The organism is Alishewanella longhuensis, assembly GCF_014653435.1.
Lineage (GTDB): Bacteria > Pseudomonadota > Gammaproteobacteria > Enterobacterales > Alteromonadaceae > Alishewanella > Alishewanella longhuensis.
In genome coordinates this window covers 205,040-228,920 of the sequence record NZ_BNAO01000005.1, presented here as the reverse complement: position 1 = coordinate 228,920, position 23,881 = coordinate 205,040, and the positions used below count along the sequence as shown (strand labels likewise).

The window sequence follows — 23,881 nt, the reverse complement described above, 5'->3', positions numbered from 1 at the left end:
AACGCCAGCCAATGGCGTTGTGCAATGCCAGCCTGGCTTAGCAGGTGCTAAACGGCGGCTCGGTACTGTAAAAATATGCTGCTGCAATTTTTATCGCCATCCAGCCTTCATAAGTAAACAGTTCTTGCGGTGCGTTGGAGGGAGACTGAATATATTGGTACAAAGGGCTATCCTCTGTCAGACTGTCCTGGTCGATAAATTCCCAGCTCTCCTCTGCAAACTTCATATCAGACTGAATTGTTTTGATATCTAAGTTGGTTTTAGCCACAAAAAATAATTGCGGCTTGCCACCACGCACCAGCTCTCTGGTAAAAGCAAGCGGAATAAGTTCATACTGCTCAGGTTTTAAACCAATCTCGCTCTCTATTTCCTTGGCCATGCCTTCAATAAAGAAATCGAAGGTTAAGGCGTGTTTATCATTATCTGTTTCGTTCCAGGCAAATACTCCCGAAGCAGAACAATGGAATTTCCCTGCAGCGCCATGCATTATGGCTTGTTCATTACCGCGAATAGGAATGAGCATATCCTGTGTCTCGGGATTGATCAGCACAACGGCAACACCCAAGGTATTGGCAAGAATAGAGGACCTTAATGGCGGCAGTTGTCCATCCTGATGTTTTTCAACATAATTCCGGATAGTTAATAAACTATCTTCGCCCAGCAAGCCTGAGGCCCAATCGAGCGTTAGGTTCGTAGCAATCTGATCGAAATAGGTAGCCGGTTGAATATAAACTTTGTTTTCAGCCAAATCGAGTTTGGTTATACGAATGGCATCATCGTTTTGCCATTCCCCCGTCTTTTCATCAAACCGGATTTTCCTCAGTTTTTTAAAGATCTCTACGGCATGCTCGGCATGTTTTAACAGATAGTGGGGTAGGCTAAACTTGGCATCGATAAAAACAATCTGCAGATCATCAACATTTTTTCCGTAAGGAAAGCCGGTTAGGCCTTTTCGCAACGGTATGGTTTCGGCATAAGGTGCCCGGCAAAATTTATATTCTTTTTCAGATTCATATTTAGTATAAAATTTTAACAGACTAGCGGTGTTAGCCTCGACAAAGGTCGAATTCTGATCCAGCGCATCTGTGCCTACTTTCGTCGGTTTTATCTTTCCTTTTTCTGCTAATGGAATGTTTGCAGTAAAACCGCCAATAATAGGCACGCTTAGCTGAATATTTTGGTTTTCTTCTTTATAACGTTCCCAAAATCTTTTTATGCTGCCTATTACTGCTTTCATTAAAACCTCAATTTATCCGTTAGGTATTACAGCGGTTTTGTTAATGCCACTCACGCCAGTAATGCAAGGGGCGGACGTAGTAAAAAAGTAGTGCGCTCAATAACGAGCAAGCTAACAGTTAACGCCTGGCCAGTGTTGAGTGGTGTATAACCCAATAAGCTAAGGCGACAAAGACGCCGCCAACTAAGACGGCCAGAGACCACAGCCAGGCGTTTACCAATACAGGAGAACCTTGCTCCCGCTGTAATTTGTTTGCATCGTTGAATACTGCCGCACTAAACGCAAGATGCACCAAGAGTGCCCCTAGCATCGGCAAGATATTCCACATCAAACCAAAAGCCATTACCTGATTTGAATTAAGGTGATTAATATAAAAGTCCATTTCGAAGTCCTTTAGAAGATAAAATCCCTGGCAACATGACGCAAAAAGGGTCTCGTTGCGAACAAATACAAGGTTCCACTACGTGCACGTTTTTTAAATTGTGAATAAAAGCAACATTAGTCAATAAACTGTGTTTAATCAATTTATTTCTAGTTGCGCTGTAATAAGTAAACGAGGTTTTTTTCAAAAAGAACGTTCGTAATTTCAAGCGTTTTACGCTGTAACAAGGGCTTTTAGGTGGCTGCCTGGACAGCGTGATGCAGATGTCGCAGAGATGTCTTGTTTGTATCAATAAGACTTAAAGATAACGCTGGCTTGTCACCAGCGTTACACTTTTCGCGATTGCGGAGGGGCCTTGCTTGTACGTTTTATCCTAACCATCAATGCTGGGTAGGTTACTCCGTGCAACCTCCGGTGAATTGTCGGATTTCGTTACTTCTTGATGCTTACTTCGCGTAGTAAGTATCGATACCGGAACTCCAGGTAGGATCGGCCATATTTGGCCACTGGTCTTTGTCAAAGCCCGGTGCGTTTTTCAGATCAGCAACATCGACATCAAGCACAAAGCGCTGGTTTGCCTGATCAAGCGTTAGGGCGTTCCAGGGAATGGCGAACAAGCGATCTCCCATGCCCAGAAAACCGCCGGAAGACAAAACCGCATAACGGATCTTACCCTCGCCGATATCCAGCATCAAATCCTGTAATGTGCCAAGTTTCTCTTGTTGCCTGTTACACACTTCGTCACCAGTAATAGTGGCAGCGCTCAGTAAAGCTGCTGACGCTACGCTAGTTGTGGTGGTAACGGCACCTAGGGGCGGTGCTGTGTTGTAGTTCATTTTTTGCCCTTTCTGGCATCGCCATTAATATCGCCAATTACAGTGCCATCTTTGCCTTTTTGTTGCTCAGGGTAGCCTTTTTTGTTGCTGCCTTTCTCCTGCTTTGCACTGTCCTGACTGACATGTTCAGCAACCTCTTTACCTTTTCTTTTATCGTCGTTCGAATGACCTTTGGTTTGATTCTTATCCATAATGTGTACTCCAGATACGTATTTCACTAAGGTTCTGCCTCGTACCATGGTGTATGGCGAAGCAGGGTGTAGCTCCTAAGATAGTTAAAGCCCGCAGGCAGGTATGTACGCTAGCTAACTTACTGCTAATTATCTGTTGCAGGTATCTCGTCGCCGTCACAACACAGACCTCAGAAATCATCCTTGTGCGCCGAAAGGTGCGTTATCGAACAGACAGTCTGTCGCTATCTAAGCAAAATCAAGAAAAGCCTACGACGTTGGTGACACCATCACCACTCAGAATCCTTATTTCACCGGAGCTGCATTATGGAAAACACCAGGAAACCCATTAATACCAAACGGGCGCTAAATGAAAAATGCGCTACCGCTCCTGAGGCAACATCGCAAGTATTAACAACCAATCAAGGCGTGCCGATTAGCGATAACCAGCACAGTTTAAAAGCCGGTTTACGGGGACCTAGTCTGCTGGAAGATTTTATTCTGCGGGAAAAAATCACCCATTTTGACCATGAGCGGATACCCGAGCGCATTGTGCATGCCCGGGGTTCAGGTGCTCACGGCTACTTCGAAGCCTATGATGCCTTTACTAAGCATACCCGCGCGGCGCCGTTTGCCGAGAAAGGCAAAGTGACGCCGGTGTTTGTGCGTTTTTCCACAGTGCTCGGCGAGCGGGGATCGAAAGACACGGCGCGCGATGCCCGTGGTTTTGCGGTGAAATTTTATACTGAAGAAGGTAATTGGGACCTGGTAGGTAACAATATACCGGTTTTCTTTATTCAGGATGCCATCAAATTTCCTGACCTGGTTCATGCTGCCAAACCAGAACCACACCATGGTATGCCGCAAGCGGCTGCCGCGCACGACACCTTCTGGGACTTCGTCTCCTTAATGCCGGAGTCGACCCATATGTTGCTGTGGGTTATGTCTGATCGCGGCATACCGCGCAGTTATCGGATGATGCAGGGCTTTGGCGTACATACCTTCCGGTTGGTGAACGAGCAGGGCGCATCGGTATTCTGTAAGTTTCATTGGCGACCATTTCTGGGTACGCATGCACTGGTGTGGGATGAGGCCGTGAAAATATCCGGTGCTGATCCGGATTTTCATCGGCGCGATTTGTGGGAAGCCATAGCCGCAGGCGAATTTCCGGAATGGGAGCTAGGGTTACAAATTTTTACGGAAGAGCAAGCAGAGAGCTTTAGCTTTGATGTGCTTGATGCAACCAAGTTAATCCCGGAAGAACTGGTACCGCTGACGCCGGTTGGTCGGATGGTGCTAAACCGCAATCCGGAAAACTTTTTTGCCGAAACCGAGCAGGTGGCATTTTGTGCGGCGCATATTATTCCAGGCATCGATTTTTCTAATGATCCCTTACTTGCCGGGCGGATCCACTCCTACGTCGATACCCAAATCAGTCGTCTTGGCGGCCCCAATTTTCACGAAATTCCGGTTAATGCCCCGCTGGCTGCGGTACGAAATAATCAACGTGATGGCATGCATCGGCAGGCTATCAATCCAGGGCAGGTTGCTTACGAGCCTAACTCACTGGCGGGAGGCTGTCCATTTCAAGCCGGAGCTGCAGGTTTTGCCTCATTTCCGCAGACGACTGCCGAAGACAAAGTACGTGGTAAACCCGAAAAGTTTAATGAGCATTATGCACAGGCAACCTTGTTCTTTAACAGCCAAACTGCGGTAGAGAAAAAGCATATCGCCGCAGCTTTTGCTTTTGAATTAAGCATGGTTGCAGTAGCCGACATTCGGCAGCGCATGGTGTCTTCGCTCGTTAACGTGTCACCTGAGCTGGCGGCCGACGTTGCGGCAGGCTTAGGCATGGCCGTGCCACTGGCGATGCCTAAGGTATGCAGAGATCCGGTAGCACCAGAAATAACGGTTTCACTGCCATTGTCTTTAATGGCGCTACCAGGTGAGTGCGGCATTCGCACCCGACAAGTTGCCATCTTAGTTGAGCATGGCGTACACCACGCTTCCCTCGTTACGCTAAGTACCGCGTTAGTTGATGCCGGTGCGGTTGTGCACTTTGTCGGACCAAGGATTGGTCTGTTCACGGGCGCTAACGGTGCAGACATTACCGCGAATAAGTCGATGCAGAACTCGCCATCAGTGCTATTTGATGCATTGGTGTTACCTGATGGCAGCGAGGCAATACAGGCACTGGCTGATAACGTGGATACCATGCCTTTTATTAAAGATGCCTTTCGCCACGGTAAAGCCATCCTGGCTTTTAGTGCCGGGCAGGAGCTGCTGGATATGGCAGGCATTGAACCTACAACGGACAAAGATAAAAGTATCTTACTGGCAGAAAGTACCGACGCTGCCGAAATTGCCTCAGCCTTTATCAAAGCTATCGCCGCGCATCGCCACCCGACCCGAGCAAAAAATCAACGCGACGAAATGCTCAAATCCGCATCTTAATTGCGGCTTAGTAAAGTACCTTAACATTATGGAGATAGCTATGTCAGAACTAAATACCGTGTCAAATACCACAGGGATGGGCCATTCTACGGCAAACATACATGATGCAACGGGGGGCAGTGCCGTATCCTGGGCGGCGATCCTTGCTGGTGCAGCTGGGGCAGCTGCCTTATCACTGCTACTGGTAATCCTTGGTACCGGACTGGGATTTTCTGCAGTATCTCCCTGGAGTATGCAAGGGGTTAGTGCGGCTACCATCGGGTTCTCAGCCATTTTGTGGTTAAGTTTTACCCAGGTTGCCGCGTCCGGAATGGGCGGATACTTGGCTGGGCGCCTGCGTACTAGGTGGATCGCAACCCACATTGATGAAGTGTACTTTCGTGATACTGCGCATGGTTTTCTCACCTGGGCAGTTGCTTCATTAGTCACAGCGTTAGTATTAGTGTCGGTTGTAGGTTCTATAGTCAGTAGCGGTGCGCACGCTGGTGGCGCAGTGGTCAGTGGGGCGGCAAGTACCCTCGGTACAGTGGCAAATGCTACTGCCGGTGCTGCCGAAAATGGCAGTAACACAACAAAACCCAGCGATACCATCGAGTATTTTGTTGATTCGTTGTTTCGTAGTGAACCTGCAGGCACGCAACAAGCAACTGCAATGCAAGCCTCTGCAAGTCGTCCGGAAGTTGCGGACGTTCCGACTGCGGAGGTAATACGGATCTTTACGCAGGCAATCAGTGCGGGGCCTTTACCAGAAGAAGATAGACGTTATCTTGGCCAGCTTATTGCGCAGCGCACTACACTGAGCCAGCAAGCCGCTGAACAGCGGGTAACAGAGGGGTTTAACAACGTTCAAGCTGCGCTAGAGGCGCTGGAAATCTCTGCCCGTGAAGTTGCGGATACGGCCCGAAAAGCCTCTGCGTTAGCCGCACTTTGGATGACTGTCACCTTGCTGCTCGGTGCTTTCACTGCGAGTTTAATGGCGGTATTCGGTGGACGCCAACGAGATGCTTAATACGCCCTTTATTATTACTCTTTAGAGATGTGTAATCGGAAGACGTTTGTAACTTAATGACCTTTGCAAGGAGTTTGCTATGCGTTCAATATTACTGTTTATTCTTGGGGTCCCTATCCCCATTATTATCTTAGTTGCATTGCTGTTTTAATCCTTTTTCAAAAAAGGCAGTTTTTAAGATTGTACTAAAGAAAACGGCGGGGCCAAAGCCTCCGCCGTTCATTTATGCCACTATGCTATTAGAAATAACGCTGAATTAGCTGTTGCAATAAAAAAGACTACCGGAAATTAATCCCGTTTTTCAAATTTAGGCGCTGAACTAAATCATCTCGAGTGCCGTTAATTTGCAATTGTTGATCATCACCAGAGCCTGTTTTTGTGACATTACTCCAACTGATCGCCACGTCTTTCTCGCCCATACCTAAGAATCCACCAACACCAACGACAATAGCCAGAATTTGACCGTTGCTATCAATGATCAGATCACTCACCGAGCCAATGTCTTCATTAGTGCTGGTTTTTACGTCAGTCCCAATCAGTTTAGTGGCGTGTGAGCCATTTGCGGGTGCCGAGGCCAGATAACTCTGGTTTTGCATGCGAGATTGCTCTCGTGTTTTTTGTAGTGCTGAGTTTGCTTGTTGCTCAGCAGGTTTAGCGTGCTGAGGATTTTGCTCATTTTGTGTCGTTTTAGGCTGGGGTGATTGTTGAGCAAAGGCTGCACCAGCACCCAGGGCTAGAGCTGGCGTAACCAGACCGTATAATAAAAACGAATTTAGCTTTTTCATGTTGGTATCCCTTAAATCAATTGATCGCTGGACAAGATGTCCGGGCTAATCGTGTCATCAGCATAGTGCTCCTATGGTTACAAGAGGGAGTAGCTGAATCGCCAAACTTATAGGATCCAGGATGCATTTTTACGTTATAAGGTGTTGAGACTGTGGTCGGTTCGCTGACGCACTTAGCCGGCCTTGGCAAGTGTTTTTTGGATTTTGTAAAATCCAGTGCGGCACTTGCTGGGTTAACCATGCTATTTATCGTTAAACCAGCTAAAATAAGCGCTTTTTATAAATGGAGAGCGCATGCCGTTATTGGTAGTAATAGGTTATGTTTGGCCAGAGCCCGCATCCTCTGCGGCGGGTAGCCGCATGCTCAGTTTAATTCGGCTGTTTCAAGCGCAAGGCTATCAGGTGATCTTTGCCAGTGCTGCAGAAAAAAGCCCGCATCGTTTTGATTTACCCAGTATCGGGGTAGCGGAGCAGAGCATTGTGCTTAATTGCGACAGTTTTCAGCAATGGCTGCAAACGCTGGCACCGCAAGCCGTGATGTTCGATCGCTTTATGTTAGAAGAGCAGTTTGGCTGGCGCGTCGCCGAGGCCTGCCCAGAGGCATTACGTATTCTGGATATGGAAGATGTGCATGCACTGCGCCATGCCCGGCATGAAGCCGTTAAAGCCGACAGCCACCTTGTCGCCACAGCCGTTGCCGTCGAGCGGCTAAATAACGATTTGGCCTATCGCGAAGTGGCGGCCATTTATCGCTGTGATCTTACTTTAGTCATCTCTAGTTACGAAATGCAGCTGTTACAGCAGCATTATCAGATCCCAGCTCACTTGCTTTGTTATTGCCCCTTTTGGCAACGAGGCCCTTATGCGCAGGTGCCAGACTTTGCTGCGCGGGACCATTTTATTAGCATTGGCAATTTTCGCCATGCACCGAATTGGCAGGCCGTATTATGGTTAAAGCAGCAGATCTGGCCGCTGATCCGCAAGCAGTTACCTAAAGCGGAGCTGCATATTTATGGTGCTTATCCACCTCCTAAGGCTACAGCGCTAAATAATGCCCGTGAAGGCTTTTTGGTCAAAGGCTGGGCCGAAGATGCGGTAGTCGTTATGCAGCAAGCCAGGCTTTGCCTGGCACCCTTGCAGTTTGGTGCGGGCTTAAAAGGTAAGCTATTAGAGGCGATGCAATGCGGTACGCCCAGCATTACCACGACTGTCGGTGCTGAAGGTATGTCGATTAACGATAATTCAAGCCATTGGGCCGGTGCTATTGCTGATAACGCGGAGGCGTTTGCAGCTGCAGCCTGCGCGCTCTATCGGGATGAGTCTGCCTGGCAAGCCGCACAGCAACAAGGCTACCGCATTTTAACTGAACGCTTTAGCGAAGATCAGGCCTGTCAGGTGTGGCAGCAGTTACAGTTCTTGCTAACCGAAAGTCCGGTTGCGCGTAATACTCGACGCCACAGCAATTTTACCGGTCAGATGTTACAATCACATGCGTATCGCAGTACCCGCTATATGGGACAGTGGATTGCCGCCAAAAATAGGAACAGTCATGATTGAACGCCAGCAACTTGTTAACTTTATTGATGAAACCCTTAATAGCGGCCGCGTTAAAGATTATTGCCCCAATGGCTTGCAGGTAGAAGGAAAAGCGCAGATCCGTACTATAGTTACTGGTGTGACGGCCAGTCAGGCGCTGTTGGAGCAGGCGGTAGCACTGCATGCTGATGCCGTCTTAGTGCACCATGGTTATTTTTGGAAAAACGAAGCCATGCCGGTGGTGGGTATGAAAAAGCGCCGGTTAGCGCTTTTATTGCAACATGATATTAATTTGCTGGCCTATCATTTGCCACTGGATGTACACGCTGAGCTTGGTAATAATGCTCAGTTGGGCAAGATCTTAGGCGTGCAACAAGTTGAACCCGTGTTAAGTGCAGAGCCGTTAGGTGTGCTACAGCAAGGCCGTTTGCCAAGTGCAATGCTTCTAGCGGCTATTGCTGAGCGGTTAAGCCAGGCATTAGGACGCGCGGTATTGGTGGAAGATGCCAGTATCGGTCTGGTGCAAAACATTGCCTGGTGTACCGGTGGTGGTCAGGGCTATATCGAACAGGCCGCGGCGGCGGGAGTGCAATTGTTTGTCACGGGCGAAGTGTCCGAGCAAACCATTCATGTCGCGCGGGAGCTCGGCATTCACTTTATCGCAGCGGGGCATCATGCCACTGAGCGCTATGGTATAAAAGCGTTGGGAGAGTATTTAGCCAGCGAACTGGGGCTGAAAGTGCATTTTGTTGATATTGCCAATCCGGCCTAACAAGCATTCATGATGTTGATGAGCAGAGACACCTTATGCGTGATGGTTTAACCGATCGTAATTTTGATAGCTTAGCTGGGCGCTTTTCGCAAAATATCTATAACACCACTAAGGGCAAAATTCGCCAGGCGGTGTTAATGCGCGACTTGTTGGAACTGCCACAGTTAGCTCGCCCGTCTGCTTTACTGGATGTTGGCGGTGGCCAAGGGCAATTGGCATTGCAACTGGCTGCGCTCGGGCATCAGGTGGTACTTAACGATATCTCTGGCGAAATGCTGCAAATTGCTAAAACAGAGGCGCTGGCACAAGGGCTGCTGGCACAGCTTAGCTTTATTCAGAGTCCGTTACAGCAATTGCATGAGCAACTTGCTGGTAAGAACTACCCGTTGGTACTGTGCCATGCCGTACTGGAGTGGCTGGCTGACCCACAAGCTGCCATTACCGCATTAAAGCAATGGGTGGCGCCTGGCGGGGTATTATCGCTAATGTTTTACAATAAAGAGGCCCACCGTTTTAGCAATATACTCTACGGTAATTTCGATTATGTTAACGCCGATATGCGGGTGAAGAAGCCAGTGCGCTTAAATCCACAGCACCCCTTAGTCAGTAACGAGGTGCTTGATTGGTGTCGACAGGCCGGTTTTAGCTTGCTCGGTAAAACCGGGGTGCGCTGTTTTCATGATTATTTGCGCGATAGAGAACAGCAACAAAGCCACTACACTGAGCTGGAGGCGTTAGAGCTGCAATATAACCGGCAAGAGCCTTATGCCTCATTGGGGCGTTACACACATTTGTTACTAAGAGCTGAACCAATTTAAACAAAAATGGCTGCCGAGGCAGCCAAAGCAAATGTTGCAGAGTGCATAGTGCTAAGCATTTATCGTAGTAAGCTTGGTGACTATACTACAAGCTGCTTTGACAGCAAACTGCCGTTGCGTCGGTTTGCTAGTCAAACTCAAATTTATAAAGTAAGTCTACCGCATTATCCATCCCAGAAACGGCTTCCAGAAATAGACTTCTCATTAGTCGATAGCGTAGGGTAAATTGGCCTATCGGTTGGAAAATGCCAATACCGTATTTTAGCTGTAAGTCGCGGGTTAAATAGCCACTTACCGTAACCTGTGAATTATCACCCGCGCCTTCAGTGTCTAGTGTTAAATCACTGACGCCAAAGGCTTCACCAATTTCTCCGACCAGGCGGCCACTGGAAGCGATGCTCATCCCTATCAGGCTGGTGGTAACACTGTTGGCGGCACTGCCTGATTCACTGTCCAAATCCCGGCCCATAATTAAGTATGATAACGCATTGGCTTGCGGTTTTGATGGTTCGGAAAAAATGCTAATCAACGGCTCGTCTGCTGGCCCTGTAACGCGAATACCGGCAATCACATCGTCTTCCATATTGGCAGGGTTACGAATGGCTTCGACATTTAAAAAAGGTTGATCGGCCGGGCCACTAAAGGTCATTTTACCCTGACGGATTAATAGATCCTGACCATAAGCCCGAAAGGTACCATCCTGTAAGGTCACTTCACCCCGGACAGTGGGGTTTATTTGTTGTTGCTGTACACGCAATTCACCATTGAGGCGGGTTTTTAAACCAAAGGCAGATAAGCGCACTTGCTGACCTAAACGCACTCTAATATCCGTTTCGATGGCAAAGGTATTTGCTTGCGCTACGCTAATTGGCTGAAGCCGGCGGTTGAGTAGAATCTGATCTGCCGACAAGCCAACCGCATTTTGCGGCAGGCTATCAACAGTAATATTGGCTCTGGGTATTTGCACTATACCGCTGATTCGGCTGCGACCGGGTTGGGCATTAATTTGCAGATCGGGTTTAACAAAGAGCACTGCCTGTGGGATCTGCAATTTTAGCTCGTCCCCTTTTATTTGCATGGCGGCGCGCCAGTTATCAAGATCTTGCCAATTGGCATCGCCGGTTAGCGCTATGGCACCTTCAGGCGTTTTTACCTGGCCGGTTAAGGTCGCTTGCTCGCCAATAAAGTTTACTACTAAGTCGGCTTGCTCGATATCGGTTGGTGCTAGTTTACCTCTTACTTTTAACGCATCGAGCCTTATTTCACCTTGCAGTGTTGGATTGGCCAGAGTGCCGTTAACACTCAGTTGGCTAGACAGGGTACCAGCCAGTTCGCTGTATTCATCCAGTAGTGGTTTTAAAAAGTCTAATGTCAGCTGCTCCAACTGGATCTCGGCTCGAAGCGGCTTATCCGCTTCGGCCAAATCAGAAACCAGCGCCTGCGCATGCAATTTGCCCTGGCTCCCTAAATTGACATCAAGTTGGCTGCGTAGTTGGTGTTGCTCCAGGGTGCTATTAAGTAAAAAATCTGCCCAACTTAAAGTTACAGGTACATCAAGCTGTTGGGTAAAGGCACCCTTGCTGCCTTTCACTGTCACTGCTGCACTGGGGGCTATGCCATGTTGCCAGTCCAGGCTAAGTTGTACCGCTAAATCGCCCTGCAGTGTCGATTGATAGGGTAACAAGGTGTTTAACTCGGCTAGCTGGTAATCGGTTAGAGCAAGTTGCAGTGAGGCCGCTTCGGCAGTAAGGGTGCTATCTTCTGTCAAACAGAGCGTAGCCGGGGCTTGTTGCCAGCAATGTTGTGCTAGGGTTAGGCTTTGTTGCGGTAGGCTGGCACTAAGTCTTAACGGCGCAGCCAATTGCCATAAACCAATCGGAGTTTGAAACGCAAATTCGGTAAATTGGCCCTGCCATTGCTCGCGATCGGTTAAAGCACCGCTTAACGCCACATCTGCTTTAAACTCATCGGCGGTGACTTGCAGGGTCAGTTGATGTGCCAGCTCAGTACCATTTAGGCTAAGTGCCAATTGCTGTAAGCGCTGTTGTTGCCAGCGCCCTTGGCTGGCGCTAAGAGTAATCTGGCTTTGGATGGGGTCTGCCAACGAAATTTGTGCCTGCAACTCGACTTGACGTAAACGCCCTTCCTGATAGGCCAGCCGTTCAGCACTCAGTGTTATGCCAATATCCGGCGTCAGGGCCGGACCACGCAATTGTACTGTACCTGCCACTGCACCTCGTAACCCCGGATAGCTTGCTGCCAGCTCCGGTAAGCTCAGAGTGCCGTCTAGTTGCCATTGCTTATTCAACTCGCCGCGAAGGTCAAGCCGGTTCTCACCGTGGCTGAGTGTTAAACCGGGTGTTTGGATCTGCCAATTAGCCAGCTGTGGCGTTTCAGCTGAAGTATCACCTGCCAGACTTAGGCTACCCGCTAAATTAAAGGGCAGCTCACGTAGCTCGCCAACCAGTTGTAATAACGGCAGTTGCAATTGTAGTTGGCCATTTTCAGCCAGTGAGCCAGCGGTGTCGAGCTTGCCACTTAGGCGGCCCGGATAGTCTTGCCAGCTTAAACCTGGTTGAATATCGTTAAGTATCAGGCCAAGTTGCCAGCTAAGCTCAGGCGCTAGCTGTACCTTGCCCTTGGCGCGTAGGTCCCCGCCCAGGGTTTGTAATAGCAGATCTGTTAATTCAGCCTGTTGCTGCCAGTGTTGCCAACTGCCACTTAGTTTTAACTGGGCATCAGGCAGATCCTGACCATTAAACCGGGTGTTTAACTCCAGCATTAGTGCACTAAGAGTACCACTAACAGTTAAACGTGTGTCGCTCAGTTGGTACAGCGATTCAGTTAACGGCCATTGCAGTTGCTTACTTTCCAGAGTGAGCTGTAGTGGTAAGTCATCGGTGAGCAAGGCTAACTCAGCAGCAAGGGTGGCGTTGAGTAAACCACTGGTGATCACGTCCACTTTTAATTGCGATAGATCGCCAGCAAGCTTTAGTTGTGCGCGTTGCCCTGCAAACTCTCCTGCGTGTAGCGTTGCATCCAGTTGCGCATTCAATGGATAATTGCGACCTAACTGTACATTCGCAACAAGCTGTAACTGGCCAAGAGCATTTAGGGCGGTGGCATCTAACACCCGTATTTGCCTCGGGGCTAATTGGGCGCTAAATGTCAGTCGCTCCAGTTGTTCGGAGTTTTCACCTTGGGTAAAGCGAAAATTACTTAGCTGGAAATCATCCAGATAAATTGACAAGGGTAGGGTAAAGTCGGGTAGTTCTGGTGCCTGATAAGCCGTTATCGGCTCTGAGCTGGTTACGGCGGCGGGCGCCAGCGTCAGTTCAATATCCTGCCAGCGTCCATTGCTTAATTGCAGCCGGTTACCCCAGGCAACCACACCAATACTAAAATGCCGCCAGTGCAGCTGTTGCTCTGGTAAGCTGAGGGTTACGTCATCGAGTATTAATTGCTCTACTCTTAGTGGGATAGGAAAGAAAATGCCAGGATTTAGGTTGCTGGCGAGGACTGTTGGATCTACTGCGGCCAAAGTATCATCTAACGTCGCATCTTCTGCTTGCTGCTCGAGGTTTACAGCAGGCTCTTCAATGTTGGCAGTGGCAGAAACATCGGTCGAAGAATCGTCTATAGCAGTAAGGCTAATGGCAGTGCCGCTTAGCTTTAATTCAGGAATGCAAAGCCGAAACTGAATTAGGCAGCGTTTTTGTAGCCGTAAAGACAGGCTATCCAGTTTAGCGTCAAGTGTCTCATTTTGGTAATGAATACCACTTAGAGTCACCCCTGTTAACCAGGCGCCTTCACTTTGTTCAATCGTTAGTTCAGCAACCAGTTTCTCTGCCAGCCAGACACTAAAGCGTAAGCCTGGTTGGCTAAACAGCAATAAGGTCAGCAAAAGTAAAATTGCTAACAATGGTAATAACAAGGTGCGATTTAGCCACTTACCCAAGCGCATCGAGCCTCCGGCATGGTGGTTGAGAGATAGTATACCCAAACAGCCTAAAGATGCTGAAACTAGCATCTTTAGGCTGTTTGCGTATGCAGCCCAGGTACATCATAATTCAGGCCCTAAAGAAAAGTGCAATTGAAACGGCGAGCTTTCAGCATCCAGCCCCCAGGCAAAATCTATCCGCACCGCGCCAATAGGGGAGCCCCAGCGTACACCAAAGCCTACACCACGCTTCCAGTCCGGGGTATTGCTCCAGGCGCTACCATAATCGGCAAAGGTGGCCAGCCACCAATTGCCCTTTACCCGATATTGATATTCCAGTGACGCTGTTGCCATATAACGACCGCCGATGAGCTCACCGTCGCTATTACGTGGCGAAACAGATTCATAGGCATAGCCGCGCAAATTGTTGTCACCGCCAGCGAAAAAACGAATTGAGGGCGGGAGGTTGTCAACTTGTTCCATCAACACCGCTCCGGCGTCGAATCGACCCAGCACTCGGTGATTGTCTGCGAATGTCGTAAGATAGCCTGCCCGGCCGCGTAGTCTGACAAAACTTTCTGCAGATCCCCAACTGCGGTCTGACACCTCAATACCCAAGAGTAAGCGGTCGGCCCGTGTTGGCATGCCGGAGCCGGTTTGTCTGGCACGGGAAAAACTTAGCCCCGGAATAATTAAACTGCTGGTGTCTTCTTGATCGGCCTGAGTATAGTCTTCATAGAGCCAGCGAATAGAGGCAGTGCGGTACCAATCGCTTTGTAACAACCAATGCCGTTCTAGTGCCAGGTTTGATTCTTTGGATCGGGTATCCTGATAGTCACGATTGCGCAAGCCGTATTGTAGTTGCCAGAAGTCATTTGCTACCGTTTCCAGTGGCATTTTATAGGCTGCTTCTAAGCTTTGTTCCGCACTGGATAGCGCCAGTTTGCTATCCAGGCTATGGCCGCGATCATTAAGCCAGGGTTTTAGCCAGTTAAGTTTAAAGCGGGCTCCGACGTCATCAGAATAGCCGATACCGGTTTCAATACTGTTGCGCTTGCGTGGTGCCAGCTCTACTTCTACCGGTAAAATAAAGTCATCCAGTTGTTCGGTATTACCGGTCACTAAAATAGACGAGAACCAGTTGGTATTGGCTAGGGCCTGGTTTAGCTGGCCTAAATGGGTGGCCAGGTAAGGATCGCCTGCTTTAAAAGGTACCAGCGACTGCAAGCGCTCAGTGCGAATATGCTCGCCCTGAAAACTGACTTCGCCAAAGCGATAACGGCGGCCACTATCAAAATGCAATTTTACAAAGGCTTGTTTTAACGAAGGTGCCACCTCTAATCTTGCCAGCGTAAAGTTGGCATTAAAGTAACCTTTTCGCAATGCTAAACTGTTAAGGCTGCTTTTAAAGCTGTCATACTGACCATGATGAATAACTTGGCCAACTTTTGGCGCTTGTGCTAACAAGGCGCTGAAGTCTGCATCTGCGGCGGCGTCTCCTTTGATCTGCAAATCAACATCGAATATGCGGGTCGGTTCTCCTGTTACCACATTAATAAGTAAGCGACTGCCGTTGTTGCGGCTTTGCAACTCGATATTTATTTCGCTGTGATAATAACCCAGCGCTTGCAGGGCGGTATTAACATCTTGTTCCAAGCGCGACTGAAAACGTAGCGAGGTTGATATTTCATCGGCTGAGTAGCGATCCAGATAAAGTTGCACGTTATCCTGCAGCTCACCACTTAAGCCGGATAATCGGATCGTCGTTTGCGCTGCTAGCAGCGATTGACTAGTAAGTAATATTAATAAGAGCAAAAATCGGGACATCAACTTCCTGCTGTGGTTTGGGTTAGGCTGCGCTATCCGCTTTAGCCGACCTCTTTAGTGTAACAGAGTGTACCTGAATGACCGAAAAGCGGCAGTAAAACCAGGTTTAACTGCTGAAAATTTATACGTTTCTCTATGATGAAGGTGTTAAAAGCAATCACCTCTGACCAGCAATTCAGTTATACTGAGTCATAAAAGTGACAAAGGTTCACGCCTTTGCAAGCAGAACAAGGTGACAGCATGAAAAATGTGGTGATTAGTGGTTCAGGTTTATTTACACCCGCCCAAAGCATCAGTAACGACGAGTTGGTACTAAGTTATAACCAATACGTTGATAAGTATAACACAGAACATGCCTCAGCAATCGCTGCCGGAGACATGGCTGCGCTGGACTATTCTAGCAGCGAATTTATTGAAAAAGCTTCAGGTATTAAAGCTCGGTTTGTATTGTACAAAGACGGTATTCTAGACCCTGCTGTCATGCACCCGGTATTTACTAAACGCAGCGAGGAGCAAGTACCGGAAATGGTCGAAATGGCGCTTGCTGCAGCCAAACAAGCGCTGGCACAAGCCAATAAAACGGCAGCAGACATTGATTTAATTATCTGCGCGGCGTCCAATATGCAGCGACCTTATCCGGCGTTATCTATTGAGCTGCAACAGCAGCTGGGTGCTGGCGGCTATGCTTTTGATATGAATGTTGCTTGTTCATCAGCTACCTTTGCGATTAGTAATGCGGTGAATGCTATCCGGGGGGGCATGGCTAAAACGGTATTGGTGGTCAATCCGGAATTTGCTTCACCGCAGGTTGATTATCGTAATCGTGACAGCCACTTTATTTTTGGTGATGTGTGTACCGCAACCATTATTGAAGCGGAAGAAAGCTGTACCAGCGAGCAGGCTTTCCGTATTTTAGGTATGCGTTTAAAAACCGAGTTTTCCAATAATATTCGTTGTGAAATTGGTTACACAGAGCACTGCTTTGCTCAACATGATCCTAAGGTGCCTTTCTTTAAACAACAGGGACGTAAGGTATTTAAAGAGCTATTACCCATAGTCGCCGATGTTATTTTAGCGGAAATGGCCGAACAGCAACTGCCGCCAGAGCAGTTAAAACGGCTTTGGTTACACCAGGCTAATATCAATATGAATATCTTTGCTGCGCGGAAGATTTTAGGGCGTGAGCCTTTACCGGAAGAAGCGCCGCTGGTGTTAGATACCTATGCCAATACCGCCTCAGCCGGTTCTATTATTGCTTTTCATAAATATCAGCAAGGCCTGGTATCTGGTGATAAAGCTATACTTTGTTCTTTTGGTGCTGGTTATTCGGTAGGTTGCTTAGTGTTAGAAAAGTGCTAGCGAACATTGGCAAGCAAGGGGCTTAGCCCCTTGTAAGTTAAAGCTTTATTACCGAGTTTTCATCGTAAGATACGCGAGAAGGTAGATACCCATCGGCTTCGTCATCATTCAGCCAGGTACCACCGTCTACTAAATAGCGAAATTGAAATTCGCTGTCTTTAGGTAGAGTAATGCTGGCGCTAAAATCACCACTTTTACTCTTCTTCATCACCAGGGCCTCGGGATCCCAATTGTTAAATTCCCCTAACAAAGCAACCTGTGTAGCAGCTGGCAGGCGATCAGCCGTCAGCTTAAAGGTCACTTTGCAAGCGGGTTTGGTTTTCAAATACTGCTTACTAATGCTCATTGCTAACTCCTGTTGCGACATGGGGGGTACCCATCATGCTGTGGGTACAATACTACCCTAACCGAAACGGCATATTTTGCCAATGGTTAATAATTGCGCATACGAATGCGGTGTCGCACTAAGTTTGTAACAAAGTATGTTTTGCCAAGACTGCTAAACTAAGTGGTTATGCAAGGTGTATAGCTAGCACCAATAGACAATTGTCTCTGAAAGCCTTGTCATAGTTGATGTTGCATAGTTGCACCTGGCAACAGAGCACTACTGCATTCTGTCGCCAGAGCGCTGTTCCATCCTGTTGATTGATACAAAGATTAACAGCGGCAAAGTTACAGTAAGCAGTAACCCCGAGTAGAATAGTAAGTAGCGAATTAAAAAATTAATAAAGCAGGACAGTGTTATGGCATCGAAATTTATCAAAATAGGCTTACCTATTATTATCCTGGTTGGCGCCGTAGTGGTGGCAAGCAGTATGTCGGGTTTACGCAAACCACCGGCTAAGGTCGAGGAGCAACGGTTACCTTTGCTGGTTAATGCTGCGGTTTTGCAGCCAGAGGATTTGACCTACCGTATTGCATCGCAAGGCACGGTGAGCCCAAAACTGGAGACCACTTTAATTTCTGAAGTAAATGGTCGTATTGTCGCGGTCTCTGAGCAATTTGTGGCTGGTGGCTTTTTCAAAAAAGGTGATCTGCTGATTCAAGTCGAACAGGCAGACTATCTTACTGCAGTAAAAGCGGCCGAAGCCTCATTGGCTGGGGCAACGGCGCAATTAGAAGAGGAGAAAGCCCGTGGCCGGGTGGCCGAGTCAGAATGGCGCTCTTTTACAGAAGGCAAAGCGCCGGCGTTAGGTTTAAGACAGCCGCAATTAGCCAGTGCTCTGGCGAGTGTGCAATCGGCAGAGGCTGAGGTAGACAGAGCGCGCCGTGATCTGGCTCGAACGGAAATCAGAGCGCCTTATGACGGTATGGTTCGCAGCCGTAACGCCAATTTGGGGCAGTTTATCAGCCGTGGCAGTCAACTGGGTATGATCTTCGGCACTGAACTGGCGGAAGTCCGCTTACCACTTACCGATACCGATTTTGGCTTTTTACCTCAAGGCATAGCAAGAGAGTTATCAATTCCTGTTACCTTAAAGGCCGTAGTTGCCGGTGTAGCACAACAATGGCAAGCCACTATAGTTCGCACTGAAGGTGTGCTGGATGAGCGCAGTCGGGTCATTTATGCCGTAGCCGAGTTAGTTGACCCTTATCAGCGAGAGACTAACGCAGGTGTCCCTTTGCAGTTTGGCCGCTTTGTGCAAGCCGAAATTACGGGTGTTGAAGCAACACAAATGGTTCGGGTAGCACGGCATTTATTAAGACCGGGTAATCTGCTATTAGTTGTTGATGAGCGAAATAACCTGCAGTTCCGGGAGGTTATGGTGGCGCGTGCCGATGCCAATTTTGCCTATATCAGTGCCGGCTTTAATGCCAGCGACCGTTTAATCGTGTCACCGGTTACCAATCCGCTAGTCGGTACTGTGGTAAGAGTCTCTGGTGATGCAGTGCCAGAGAGCGATCCTGAAACCGCAGTTGCGGTAAAAGCCGCAGCAGTTGAGGCCAACTAATTATGGATACTAATAAAGGCATCATAGCCTGGTTTGCCCGCAACAGCGTGGCCGCCAACTTACTCATGATTATTTTGCTACTTGCTGGTGTAGGTGCAGTTTTTACCATTAAAAAGCAAGCTTTTCCGGAAATACAGCTGGAGCAGGTCAATATTCGGGTACCCTATTTAGGTGCCGCGCCGCAGGAAGTTGAAAGTGGTGTTATTGATAAAATTGAAGAAAGTATCCGTGGGGTTAATGGTATAAAGCGTATTCGTTCTACTGCGGTGGAAGGCATGGGTACCGTTATCGCTGAAATTGCCGCCGGTTACGATATTCAGGAAGTGATGGAGGAAATTAAAACTCAGGTAAACTCTATTTCTACACTACCCGAGCAAACTGAGCGGCCGGTAGTGTACCGTATTCGCTTTCAGAGCAATGTATTGTGGTTATCTTTGCACGGTGATGCTTCGGAGCACACCTTAAAAGAGCTGGCCAAGAGTATTCGTGATGAAATTAAAAAGCAACCTGGCGTAAGTAAAGTTGATGTGGTTGCGGCGCGTAATTATGAAATTGCCGTAGAAATCCCCGAGCACAGACTGCGCGAATATGGTTTAACCTTTGAGCAAGTCGTTAGCGCCATTCGCGGCAGCTCAGTCGATTTACCCGGTGGTGCTATTCGCTCTGAGAGTGGCAATATCTTGTTGCGTACTAAAGGTCAGGCTTATTATCAGAACGATTTTGAAAATATTGTACTGCTTAATTTTGATGATGGTACCCGACTGTTGTTAAGCGATATTGCCACAGTAACGGATGGTTTTATTGAGCGTGCCAGATTGGCCACCTTTAACGGTCAGAATAGCGTCTCGGTGAAGATTGATGCCGTGGGCGATGACGATACGCTGCGGATTGCCGAAACCGTAAAACGCTATGTTGAGAAAAAACGTACTGAGCTGCCGCCCAGTATTTCCTTGGATTATTGGGGCGATTCCAGTTACTACCTGCAGGGCCGCTTAGATTTGATGACCGGCAACCTGTTTTATGGGGTTCTTTTGGTACTACTGGCCTTAACCCTGTTTTTAGAGTTCCGCATTGCCTTCTGGGTAATGGTGGGGATCCCGGTCTGTTTCTTAGGTGCTTTGGCGATGCTGCCTCTGCCGTTCTTTGATGTTTCTATCAATATGATCAGTTTGTTCGGCTTTATTTTGGTACTGGGGATAGTGGTGGACGATGCCATTATTATCGGTGAAAGCGCCTACAGCGAAATTGAGAAGCGCGGCAAATCTACCGATGCAGTTATTGCCGGTGCCAAAAAAGTCGCGATGCCCGCCACCTTTGGGGTACTAACTACCATCGCAGCCTTTGTACCGATGTTGTTGGTAGGCGGTGCGCAATCAGCTATCTGGGGTTCTATTGCCTGGGTCGTGGTGCTGTGTTTAGTGTTCTCTATTATCGAATCTAAGCTGATTTTACCGGCGCATATTGCCAATATGGATACCAAACCCTGGGATCCGAACAAGGGCGGTATCTATGCCTTGGGGCGCTTTGGTAGCAATACTCTCAAAAGTATCCGCGGTGCGGTGTCGCGCTCATTAAATAGTTTTATTCAAACGAAATACCGGCCATTGATCGAGAAATGCATTGAGTTTCGTTATGTCACTATGGCCGTGTTCTTTGCATTGTTGATCCTGATGTTTGGTGTGTTGTCGGCTGGCTTTGTACGCTGGGTATTTTTCCCGGATGTACCGAACGACTTTATGCAAGCGACCGTGCAGATGGAAGAGGGCGCCTCGAATGAAGCCACCGTGCTAGCCATTAAAGAAATTGAAGCGGCGTTAATGCGGGTTGACCGGCAATTACTAGATGAAGGCGAAGATATGGTGGTAAAACACCGTCTGGTTTTCCTTAATAGCGATACGGCTGGCCAGTTAGTGGTAGAGCTGGATAAGAGCGAAGGCCGTGAAGTGGACAGTTTTGAGATTGGTCGGCGCTGGCGCGAGCAGATCCCGGAAATTCCCGGTTTAAAAGCCTTTAAACTCAGTAGTTCTGGCTTTGGTGGCGGGGCCGATATTGCCTTGCAATTACGCGGCACTAACCTGGATAACCTACAAAAAGCTACCGAAGAATTAAAACAGCGATTGGCCCAATATGAAGGCATCTTTGATATTGAAGATAACTTATTAGGCGGCAATGATGAAATTGTGCTGGCATTAAAACCCGAGGCTGATTTATTAGGTATTACCCTGGCTGAGCTTGCGCGGCAGGTACGCTACGGTTTCTATGGTGCTGAAGCCCAGCGTATTCAGCGTAATGGCGAAGAAATTAAAGTAATGGTGCGTTATCCACGGGATGAACGTCGCTCGATTGGCGACTTAGAAAATATGCGCATTCGCACTGCCAATGGTGGTGAAGTGCCATTTTCCCAAGTAGCCAGCTACACCATGCAACCGAGCTTTAGTGCCATTAACCGGGTGAACGGCGAGCGGGCAGTGACTATCACCGCTGCAGCTGACAAAGGCAAGATAGAGCCGGGCAAAGTTGTTGCCGAAGTGCGTAGAACGGTGATTAAAGAGCTGGAACAAAAATATCCGGGGGTAACAGGGCAGTTAGATGGTGCCAGCCAGGATGAGGTAGATGCACAGCGCGATCTTCAATTAGCCGCAGTGTTTGCATTGTTTTGTATCTATGCGCTAATGGCGATTCCGCTTAAATCTTACTCGCAACCACTGATTATTATGAGCGTGATCCCATTTGGCCTGATCGGTGCAGTGATAGGCCATATGCTGCTGGGGTTATCGATGAGCATTATGTCAGTATTTGGTTTGGTCGCCTTGGCGGGGGTTGTGGTTAACGACAGCTTAATTATGGTCGACTTTGTTAACCGTGCCAGAGCGCAAGGCGTGGCGATTAAACAAGCGGTAGTAGAGGCGGGTACTCAACGTTTCCGTGCCATTTTACTGACGTCATTAACCACCTTTGTTGGTTTGGCGCCTATTGTATTAGAGCGCAGCTTACAGGCTAAAATTGTCATCCCAATGGCGGTATCGCTGGCTTTTGGTATCTTGTTCGCGACGGTCATTACGCTGGTATTGATCCCGGCACTGTATGTGATGTTGGAAGATATAAAAGCGTTGTTTAGAGGTAAAAGTACCGCTAAGCTAGAAAATACGGAAACCATACTAAAATAGGCACTTAGTGACCCTATGGCAATTTCTGACAGCGGCGATGCCGCTGTTCAGCGTCTTTATCCTCTTGGTGTTATGTCGCCTGCCGGCCCGGCAGGCGATGCCATTAAGTCTGCTGCTTAGCACTGCTCTGGCCTACTGGGTGTGGCAGATGCCGCTGTTGCAGCTTAGTGCTGCCTTGCTGGAAGGGCTGGTGATTGCAGCTACCATTCTGTGGATAATCTTTGGTGCCATAGTGCTATTAAAAGTGCTGACCCTAAGTGGCGCTATGGCGGTGATTAAGGCCGGCTTTAGCCAGCTCTCTGCCGACAAACGGGTGCAACTGGTGATTATCGGCTGGCTGTTTGTCGGCTTTTTAGAAGGTGCCGCCGGCTTTGGTACGCCAGCAGCCATTGCTGCACCTTTATTAGTGGCGTTGGGGTTTACTCCGCTTGCCGCCGTGGTGTTAGCCTTAGTGGCTGACTCGGCAGCGGTCTCGTTTGGGGCTGTCGGCACGCCAGTATTGGTAGGTTTAGCGCAAGGGGTGCCAGGTGTTACTGCCGCTGAGTTACAACAGATTGCTCTAACAGCAATAGGCATTGATATCTTTGTGGCTTCCTGGTTGCCGCTGATTTTAGTGCTAATGTATAGCCGCTTTTTTAGCGAACAGGCTAATTGGCGTTACGGCTTAGCCGCCGCGCCTTTTGCTTTGCTGTCTGGTTTGGCTTTTACCTTACCGGCCTATGGCGTGACTTGGTGGCTAGGCCCTGAGTTCCCATCAGTACTTGGGGCTTTACTCGGCTTAGCGATAACCTGCAGTGCGGCACATTTTAACATTTTAACGCCAACGCCCGCGATAAAGCAAAGTAGTGATAATGCTGCGACGTTATGCAGTGAAAACAGCGATAGCCAAATAGCGCCAAAGGCCGTGTTAAACGCTATACCGCTTTGGCAGGCCTGGTTGCCCTATGTAGGTGTAGCTGTATTATTAGTGCTAACCCGGATATCGGAACTGCCGATTAAAGCCTGGCTACAGGGGCTTAATTGGCAATGGCAAGGCATACTCGGCACTGAGCTTACCGTTAGTGTTGCGCCTCTGTATTTGCCCGGTTCAGTGTTTATGCTGGTTGCCCTTACGGCTGCGTTAGTTTTCCGGCTGTCGAAAACAGAGATTGGGAATGCCTTTAGGCAAAGTGGCACTATGCTGTTGCCCTCTTGTATTGCGCTCGCTGCAGCTGTACCCATGGTGCGTATATTCCTGCATTCAGATGTTAATGCCTTAGATTTACCCGCTATGCCTTTGGCCCTGGCGGCCTTGGCGGCGGAATACCTAAGTGACTATTGGTTAGCACTGGCACCCTTGGTTGGCGCCCTGGGTTCGTTTATTGCTGGCTCTGCAACCTTTTCCAATTTAATGTTTGGTAGTTTTCAGCAGGCCATGGCACAACAAGCCGAGCTGCCGCAAACACTGGTGCTGGCGCTACAAATGCTGGGTGCTAATGCCGGTAATATGATTTGTGTGGTTAACGTTGTGGCCGCGGCCAGTGTCGTTAACCTTAATGGCCGGGAAGGGGAGATTATTCGTTACACCTTGTGGCCAATGCTGTTTTATTGCAGTGGGGCGGCGCTGGTGGCTTTTTGGTTTTTCAGCTAAGCTTTAA

17 protein-coding genes are annotated in these 23,881 nt (G+C 48.5%); 9 read left to right on the top strand and 8 right to left on the bottom strand.

The features are described from left to right. Positions 1 to 37: 37 nt before the first annotated feature. From IE163_RS11945 to IE163_RS11930, 4 genes are all read right to left on the bottom strand, one after another. Entirely contained in the window at positions 38 to 1,237 is a 1,200-nt protein-coding gene (locus tag IE163_RS11945) for a hypothetical protein (RefSeq protein ID WP_189433198.1), read from the bottom strand. Positions 1,238 to 1,355: 118 nt separating this feature from the next. Then, entirely contained in the window at positions 1,356 to 1,619 is a 264-nt protein-coding gene (locus IE163_RS11940; RefSeq protein ID WP_189433197.1) for a hypothetical protein, read from the bottom strand. A gap of 446 nt (positions 1,620 to 2,065) precedes the next feature. Continuing rightward, positions 2,066 to 2,455, bottom strand: a complete 390-nt coding sequence (locus IE163_RS11935) for a PRC-barrel domain-containing protein (RefSeq protein ID WP_189433196.1) — start codon at positions 2,453 to 2,455, stop codon at positions 2,066 to 2,068. Next, positions 2,452 to 2,646: a hypothetical protein gene (locus tag IE163_RS11930; RefSeq protein ID WP_189433195.1), complete on the bottom strand. Its 195-nt coding sequence runs from the start codon at positions 2,644 to 2,646 to the stop codon at positions 2,452 to 2,454. The genes IE163_RS11935 and IE163_RS11930 overlap by 4 nt, the downstream gene beginning before the upstream one ends. Positions 2,647 to 2,952: 306 nt before the next feature. Between IE163_RS11930 and IE163_RS11925 the strand changes: the two genes are divergently transcribed. Then, a complete protein-coding gene (locus IE163_RS11925) occupies positions 2,953 to 5,079 on the top strand; it encodes a catalase (protein ID WP_189433194.1) in 2,127 nt (708 codons plus the stop codon). A 40-nt stretch (positions 5,080 to 5,119) separates the two neighbouring features. Continuing rightward, the gene (locus tag IE163_RS11920; RefSeq protein ID WP_229833548.1) at positions 5,120 to 6,088 is read left to right on the top strand and encodes a hypothetical protein; all 969 of its coding nucleotides are present in this window, start codon (positions 5,120 to 5,122) and stop codon (positions 6,086 to 6,088) included. A gap of 278 nt (positions 6,089 to 6,366) precedes the next feature. Here the strand turns inward: IE163_RS11920 and IE163_RS11915 are convergent, their stop codons facing one another. After that, positions 6,367 to 6,873 carry a PRC-barrel domain-containing protein gene (locus IE163_RS11915; protein WP_229833547.1) on the bottom strand — a complete coding sequence of 169 codons (507 nt, stop codon included), beginning with the start codon at positions 6,871 to 6,873 and terminating at the stop codon, positions 6,367 to 6,369. A 294-nt stretch (positions 6,874 to 7,167) separates the two neighbouring features. On the opposite strand from IE163_RS11915, the gene IE163_RS11910 reads away from it, so the two are divergent. From IE163_RS11910 to IE163_RS11900, 3 genes are read left to right on the top strand one after another with little or no spacing between them, the layout of a single operon-like run. Continuing rightward, entirely contained in the window at positions 7,168 to 8,430 is a 1,263-nt protein-coding gene (locus tag IE163_RS11910; RefSeq protein ID WP_189433193.1) for a glycosyltransferase, read from the top strand. Then, positions 8,423 to 9,181: a Nif3-like dinuclear metal center hexameric protein gene (locus IE163_RS11905; RefSeq protein ID WP_189433192.1), complete on the top strand. Its 759-nt coding sequence runs from the start codon at positions 8,423 to 8,425 to the stop codon at positions 9,179 to 9,181. Before IE163_RS11910 ends, IE163_RS11905 begins: the two co-directional genes overlap by 8 nt. A gap of 35 nt (positions 9,182 to 9,216) precedes the next feature. Further along, complete coding sequence (locus tag IE163_RS11900) at positions 9,217 to 9,999, top strand: methyltransferase domain-containing protein (protein WP_189433191.1); 783 nt, start codon at positions 9,217 to 9,219, stop codon at positions 9,997 to 9,999. Positions 10,000 to 10,126: 127 nt separating this feature from the next. Here IE163_RS11900 and tamB read toward each other — a convergent pair whose 3' ends face one another. Both tamB and tamA read right to left on the bottom strand, forming a co-directional pair. Next, positions 10,127 to 13,963, bottom strand: a complete 3,837-nt coding sequence (gene tamB, locus IE163_RS11895; RefSeq protein WP_189433190.1) for an autotransporter assembly complex protein TamB — start codon at positions 13,961 to 13,963, stop codon at positions 10,127 to 10,129. Positions 13,964 to 14,062: 99 nt separating this feature from the next. Then, positions 14,063 to 15,766 carry an autotransporter assembly complex protein TamA gene (tamA, locus tag IE163_RS11890; protein ID WP_189433189.1) on the bottom strand — a complete coding sequence of 568 codons (1,704 nt, stop codon included), beginning with the start codon at positions 15,764 to 15,766 and terminating at the stop codon, positions 14,063 to 14,065. Between the two features lie 240 nt (positions 15,767 to 16,006). On the opposite strand from tamA, the gene IE163_RS11885 reads away from it, so the two are divergent. Further along, the gene (locus tag IE163_RS11885) at positions 16,007 to 17,125 is read left to right on the top strand and encodes a beta-ketoacyl-ACP synthase III (RefSeq protein ID WP_189433261.1); all 1,119 of its coding nucleotides are present in this window, start codon (positions 16,007 to 16,009) and stop codon (positions 17,123 to 17,125) included. 37 nt (positions 17,126 to 17,162) lie between these two features. Here IE163_RS11885 and IE163_RS11880 read toward each other — a convergent pair whose 3' ends face one another. After that, positions 17,163 to 17,471, bottom strand: a complete 309-nt coding sequence (locus IE163_RS11880; RefSeq protein WP_189433188.1) for an isoamylase early set domain-containing protein — start codon at positions 17,469 to 17,471, stop codon at positions 17,163 to 17,165. A gap of 397 nt (positions 17,472 to 17,868) precedes the next feature. Here IE163_RS11880 and IE163_RS11875 point away from each other — a divergent pair, with 397 nt between their 5' ends. Genes IE163_RS11875 through IE163_RS11865 form a run of 3 tightly spaced genes read left to right on the top strand, consistent with a single transcriptional unit; the run spans position 17,869 to position 23,874 of the window. After that, entirely contained in the window at positions 17,869 to 19,077 is a 1,209-nt protein-coding gene (locus IE163_RS11875; protein WP_189433187.1) for an efflux RND transporter periplasmic adaptor subunit, read from the top strand. Positions 19,078 to 19,079: 2 nt separating this feature from the next. Further along, positions 19,080 to 22,244: an efflux RND transporter permease subunit gene (locus tag IE163_RS11870; protein ID WP_189433186.1), complete on the top strand. Its 3,165-nt coding sequence runs from the start codon at positions 19,080 to 19,082 to the stop codon at positions 22,242 to 22,244. Positions 22,245 to 22,251: 7 nt separating this feature from the next. Continuing rightward, positions 22,252 to 23,874, top strand: a complete 1,623-nt coding sequence (locus tag IE163_RS11865) for an L-lactate permease (protein ID WP_189433185.1) — start codon at positions 22,252 to 22,254, stop codon at positions 23,872 to 23,874. The last annotated feature ends 7 nt before the right edge of the window (positions 23,875 to 23,881 follow it).

Bases quoted from the DNA above. Each gene is read 5' to 3' on its own strand.
- IE163_RS11920 (WP_229833548.1), top strand. From the start codon at position 5,120: ATGTCAGAACTAAATACCGTGTCAAATACCACAGGGATGGGCCATTCT.
- IE163_RS11880 (WP_189433188.1), bottom strand. From the start codon at position 17,471: ATGAGCATTAGTAAGCAGTATTTGAAAACCAAACCCGCTTGCAAAGTG.
- IE163_RS11900 (WP_189433191.1), top strand. From the start codon at position 9,217: ATGCGTGATGGTTTAACCGATCGTAATTTTGATAGCTTAGCTGGGCGC.
- tamA (WP_189433189.1), bottom strand. From the start codon at position 15,766: ATGTCCCGATTTTTGCTCTTATTAATATTACTTACTAGTCAATCGCTG.
- IE163_RS11935 (WP_189433196.1), bottom strand. From the start codon at position 2,455: ATGAACTACAACACAGCACCGCCCCTAGGTGCCGTTACCACCACAACT.
- IE163_RS11905 (WP_189433192.1), top strand. From the start codon at position 8,423: ATGATTGAACGCCAGCAACTTGTTAACTTTATTGATGAAACCCTTAAT.
- IE163_RS11930 (WP_189433195.1), bottom strand. From the start codon at position 2,646: ATGGATAAGAATCAAACCAAAGGTCATTCGAACGACGATAAAAGAAAA.
- IE163_RS11940 (WP_189433197.1), bottom strand. From the start codon at position 1,619: ATGGACTTTTATATTAATCACCTTAATTCAAATCAGGTAATGGCTTTT.
- IE163_RS11885 (WP_189433261.1), top strand. From the start codon at position 16,007: ATGAAAAATGTGGTGATTAGTGGTTCAGGTTTATTTACACCCGCCCAA.
- IE163_RS11925 (WP_189433194.1), top strand. From the start codon at position 2,953: ATGGAAAACACCAGGAAACCCATTAATACCAAACGGGCGCTAAATGAA.
- IE163_RS11910 (WP_189433193.1), top strand. From the start codon at position 7,168: ATGCCGTTATTGGTAGTAATAGGTTATGTTTGGCCAGAGCCCGCATCC.
- IE163_RS11875 (WP_189433187.1), top strand. From the start codon at position 17,869: ATGGCATCGAAATTTATCAAAATAGGCTTACCTATTATTATCCTGGTT.
- IE163_RS11870 (WP_189433186.1), top strand. From the start codon at position 19,080: ATGGATACTAATAAAGGCATCATAGCCTGGTTTGCCCGCAACAGCGTG.
- IE163_RS11945 (WP_189433198.1), bottom strand. From the start codon at position 1,237: ATGAAAGCAGTAATAGGCAGCATAAAAAGATTTTGGGAACGTTATAAA.
- IE163_RS11915 (WP_229833547.1), bottom strand. From the start codon at position 6,873: ATGAAAAAGCTAAATTCGTTTTTATTATACGGTCTGGTTACGCCAGCT.
- tamB (WP_189433190.1), bottom strand. From the start codon at position 13,963: ATGCGCTTGGGTAAGTGGCTAAATCGCACCTTGTTATTACCATTGTTA.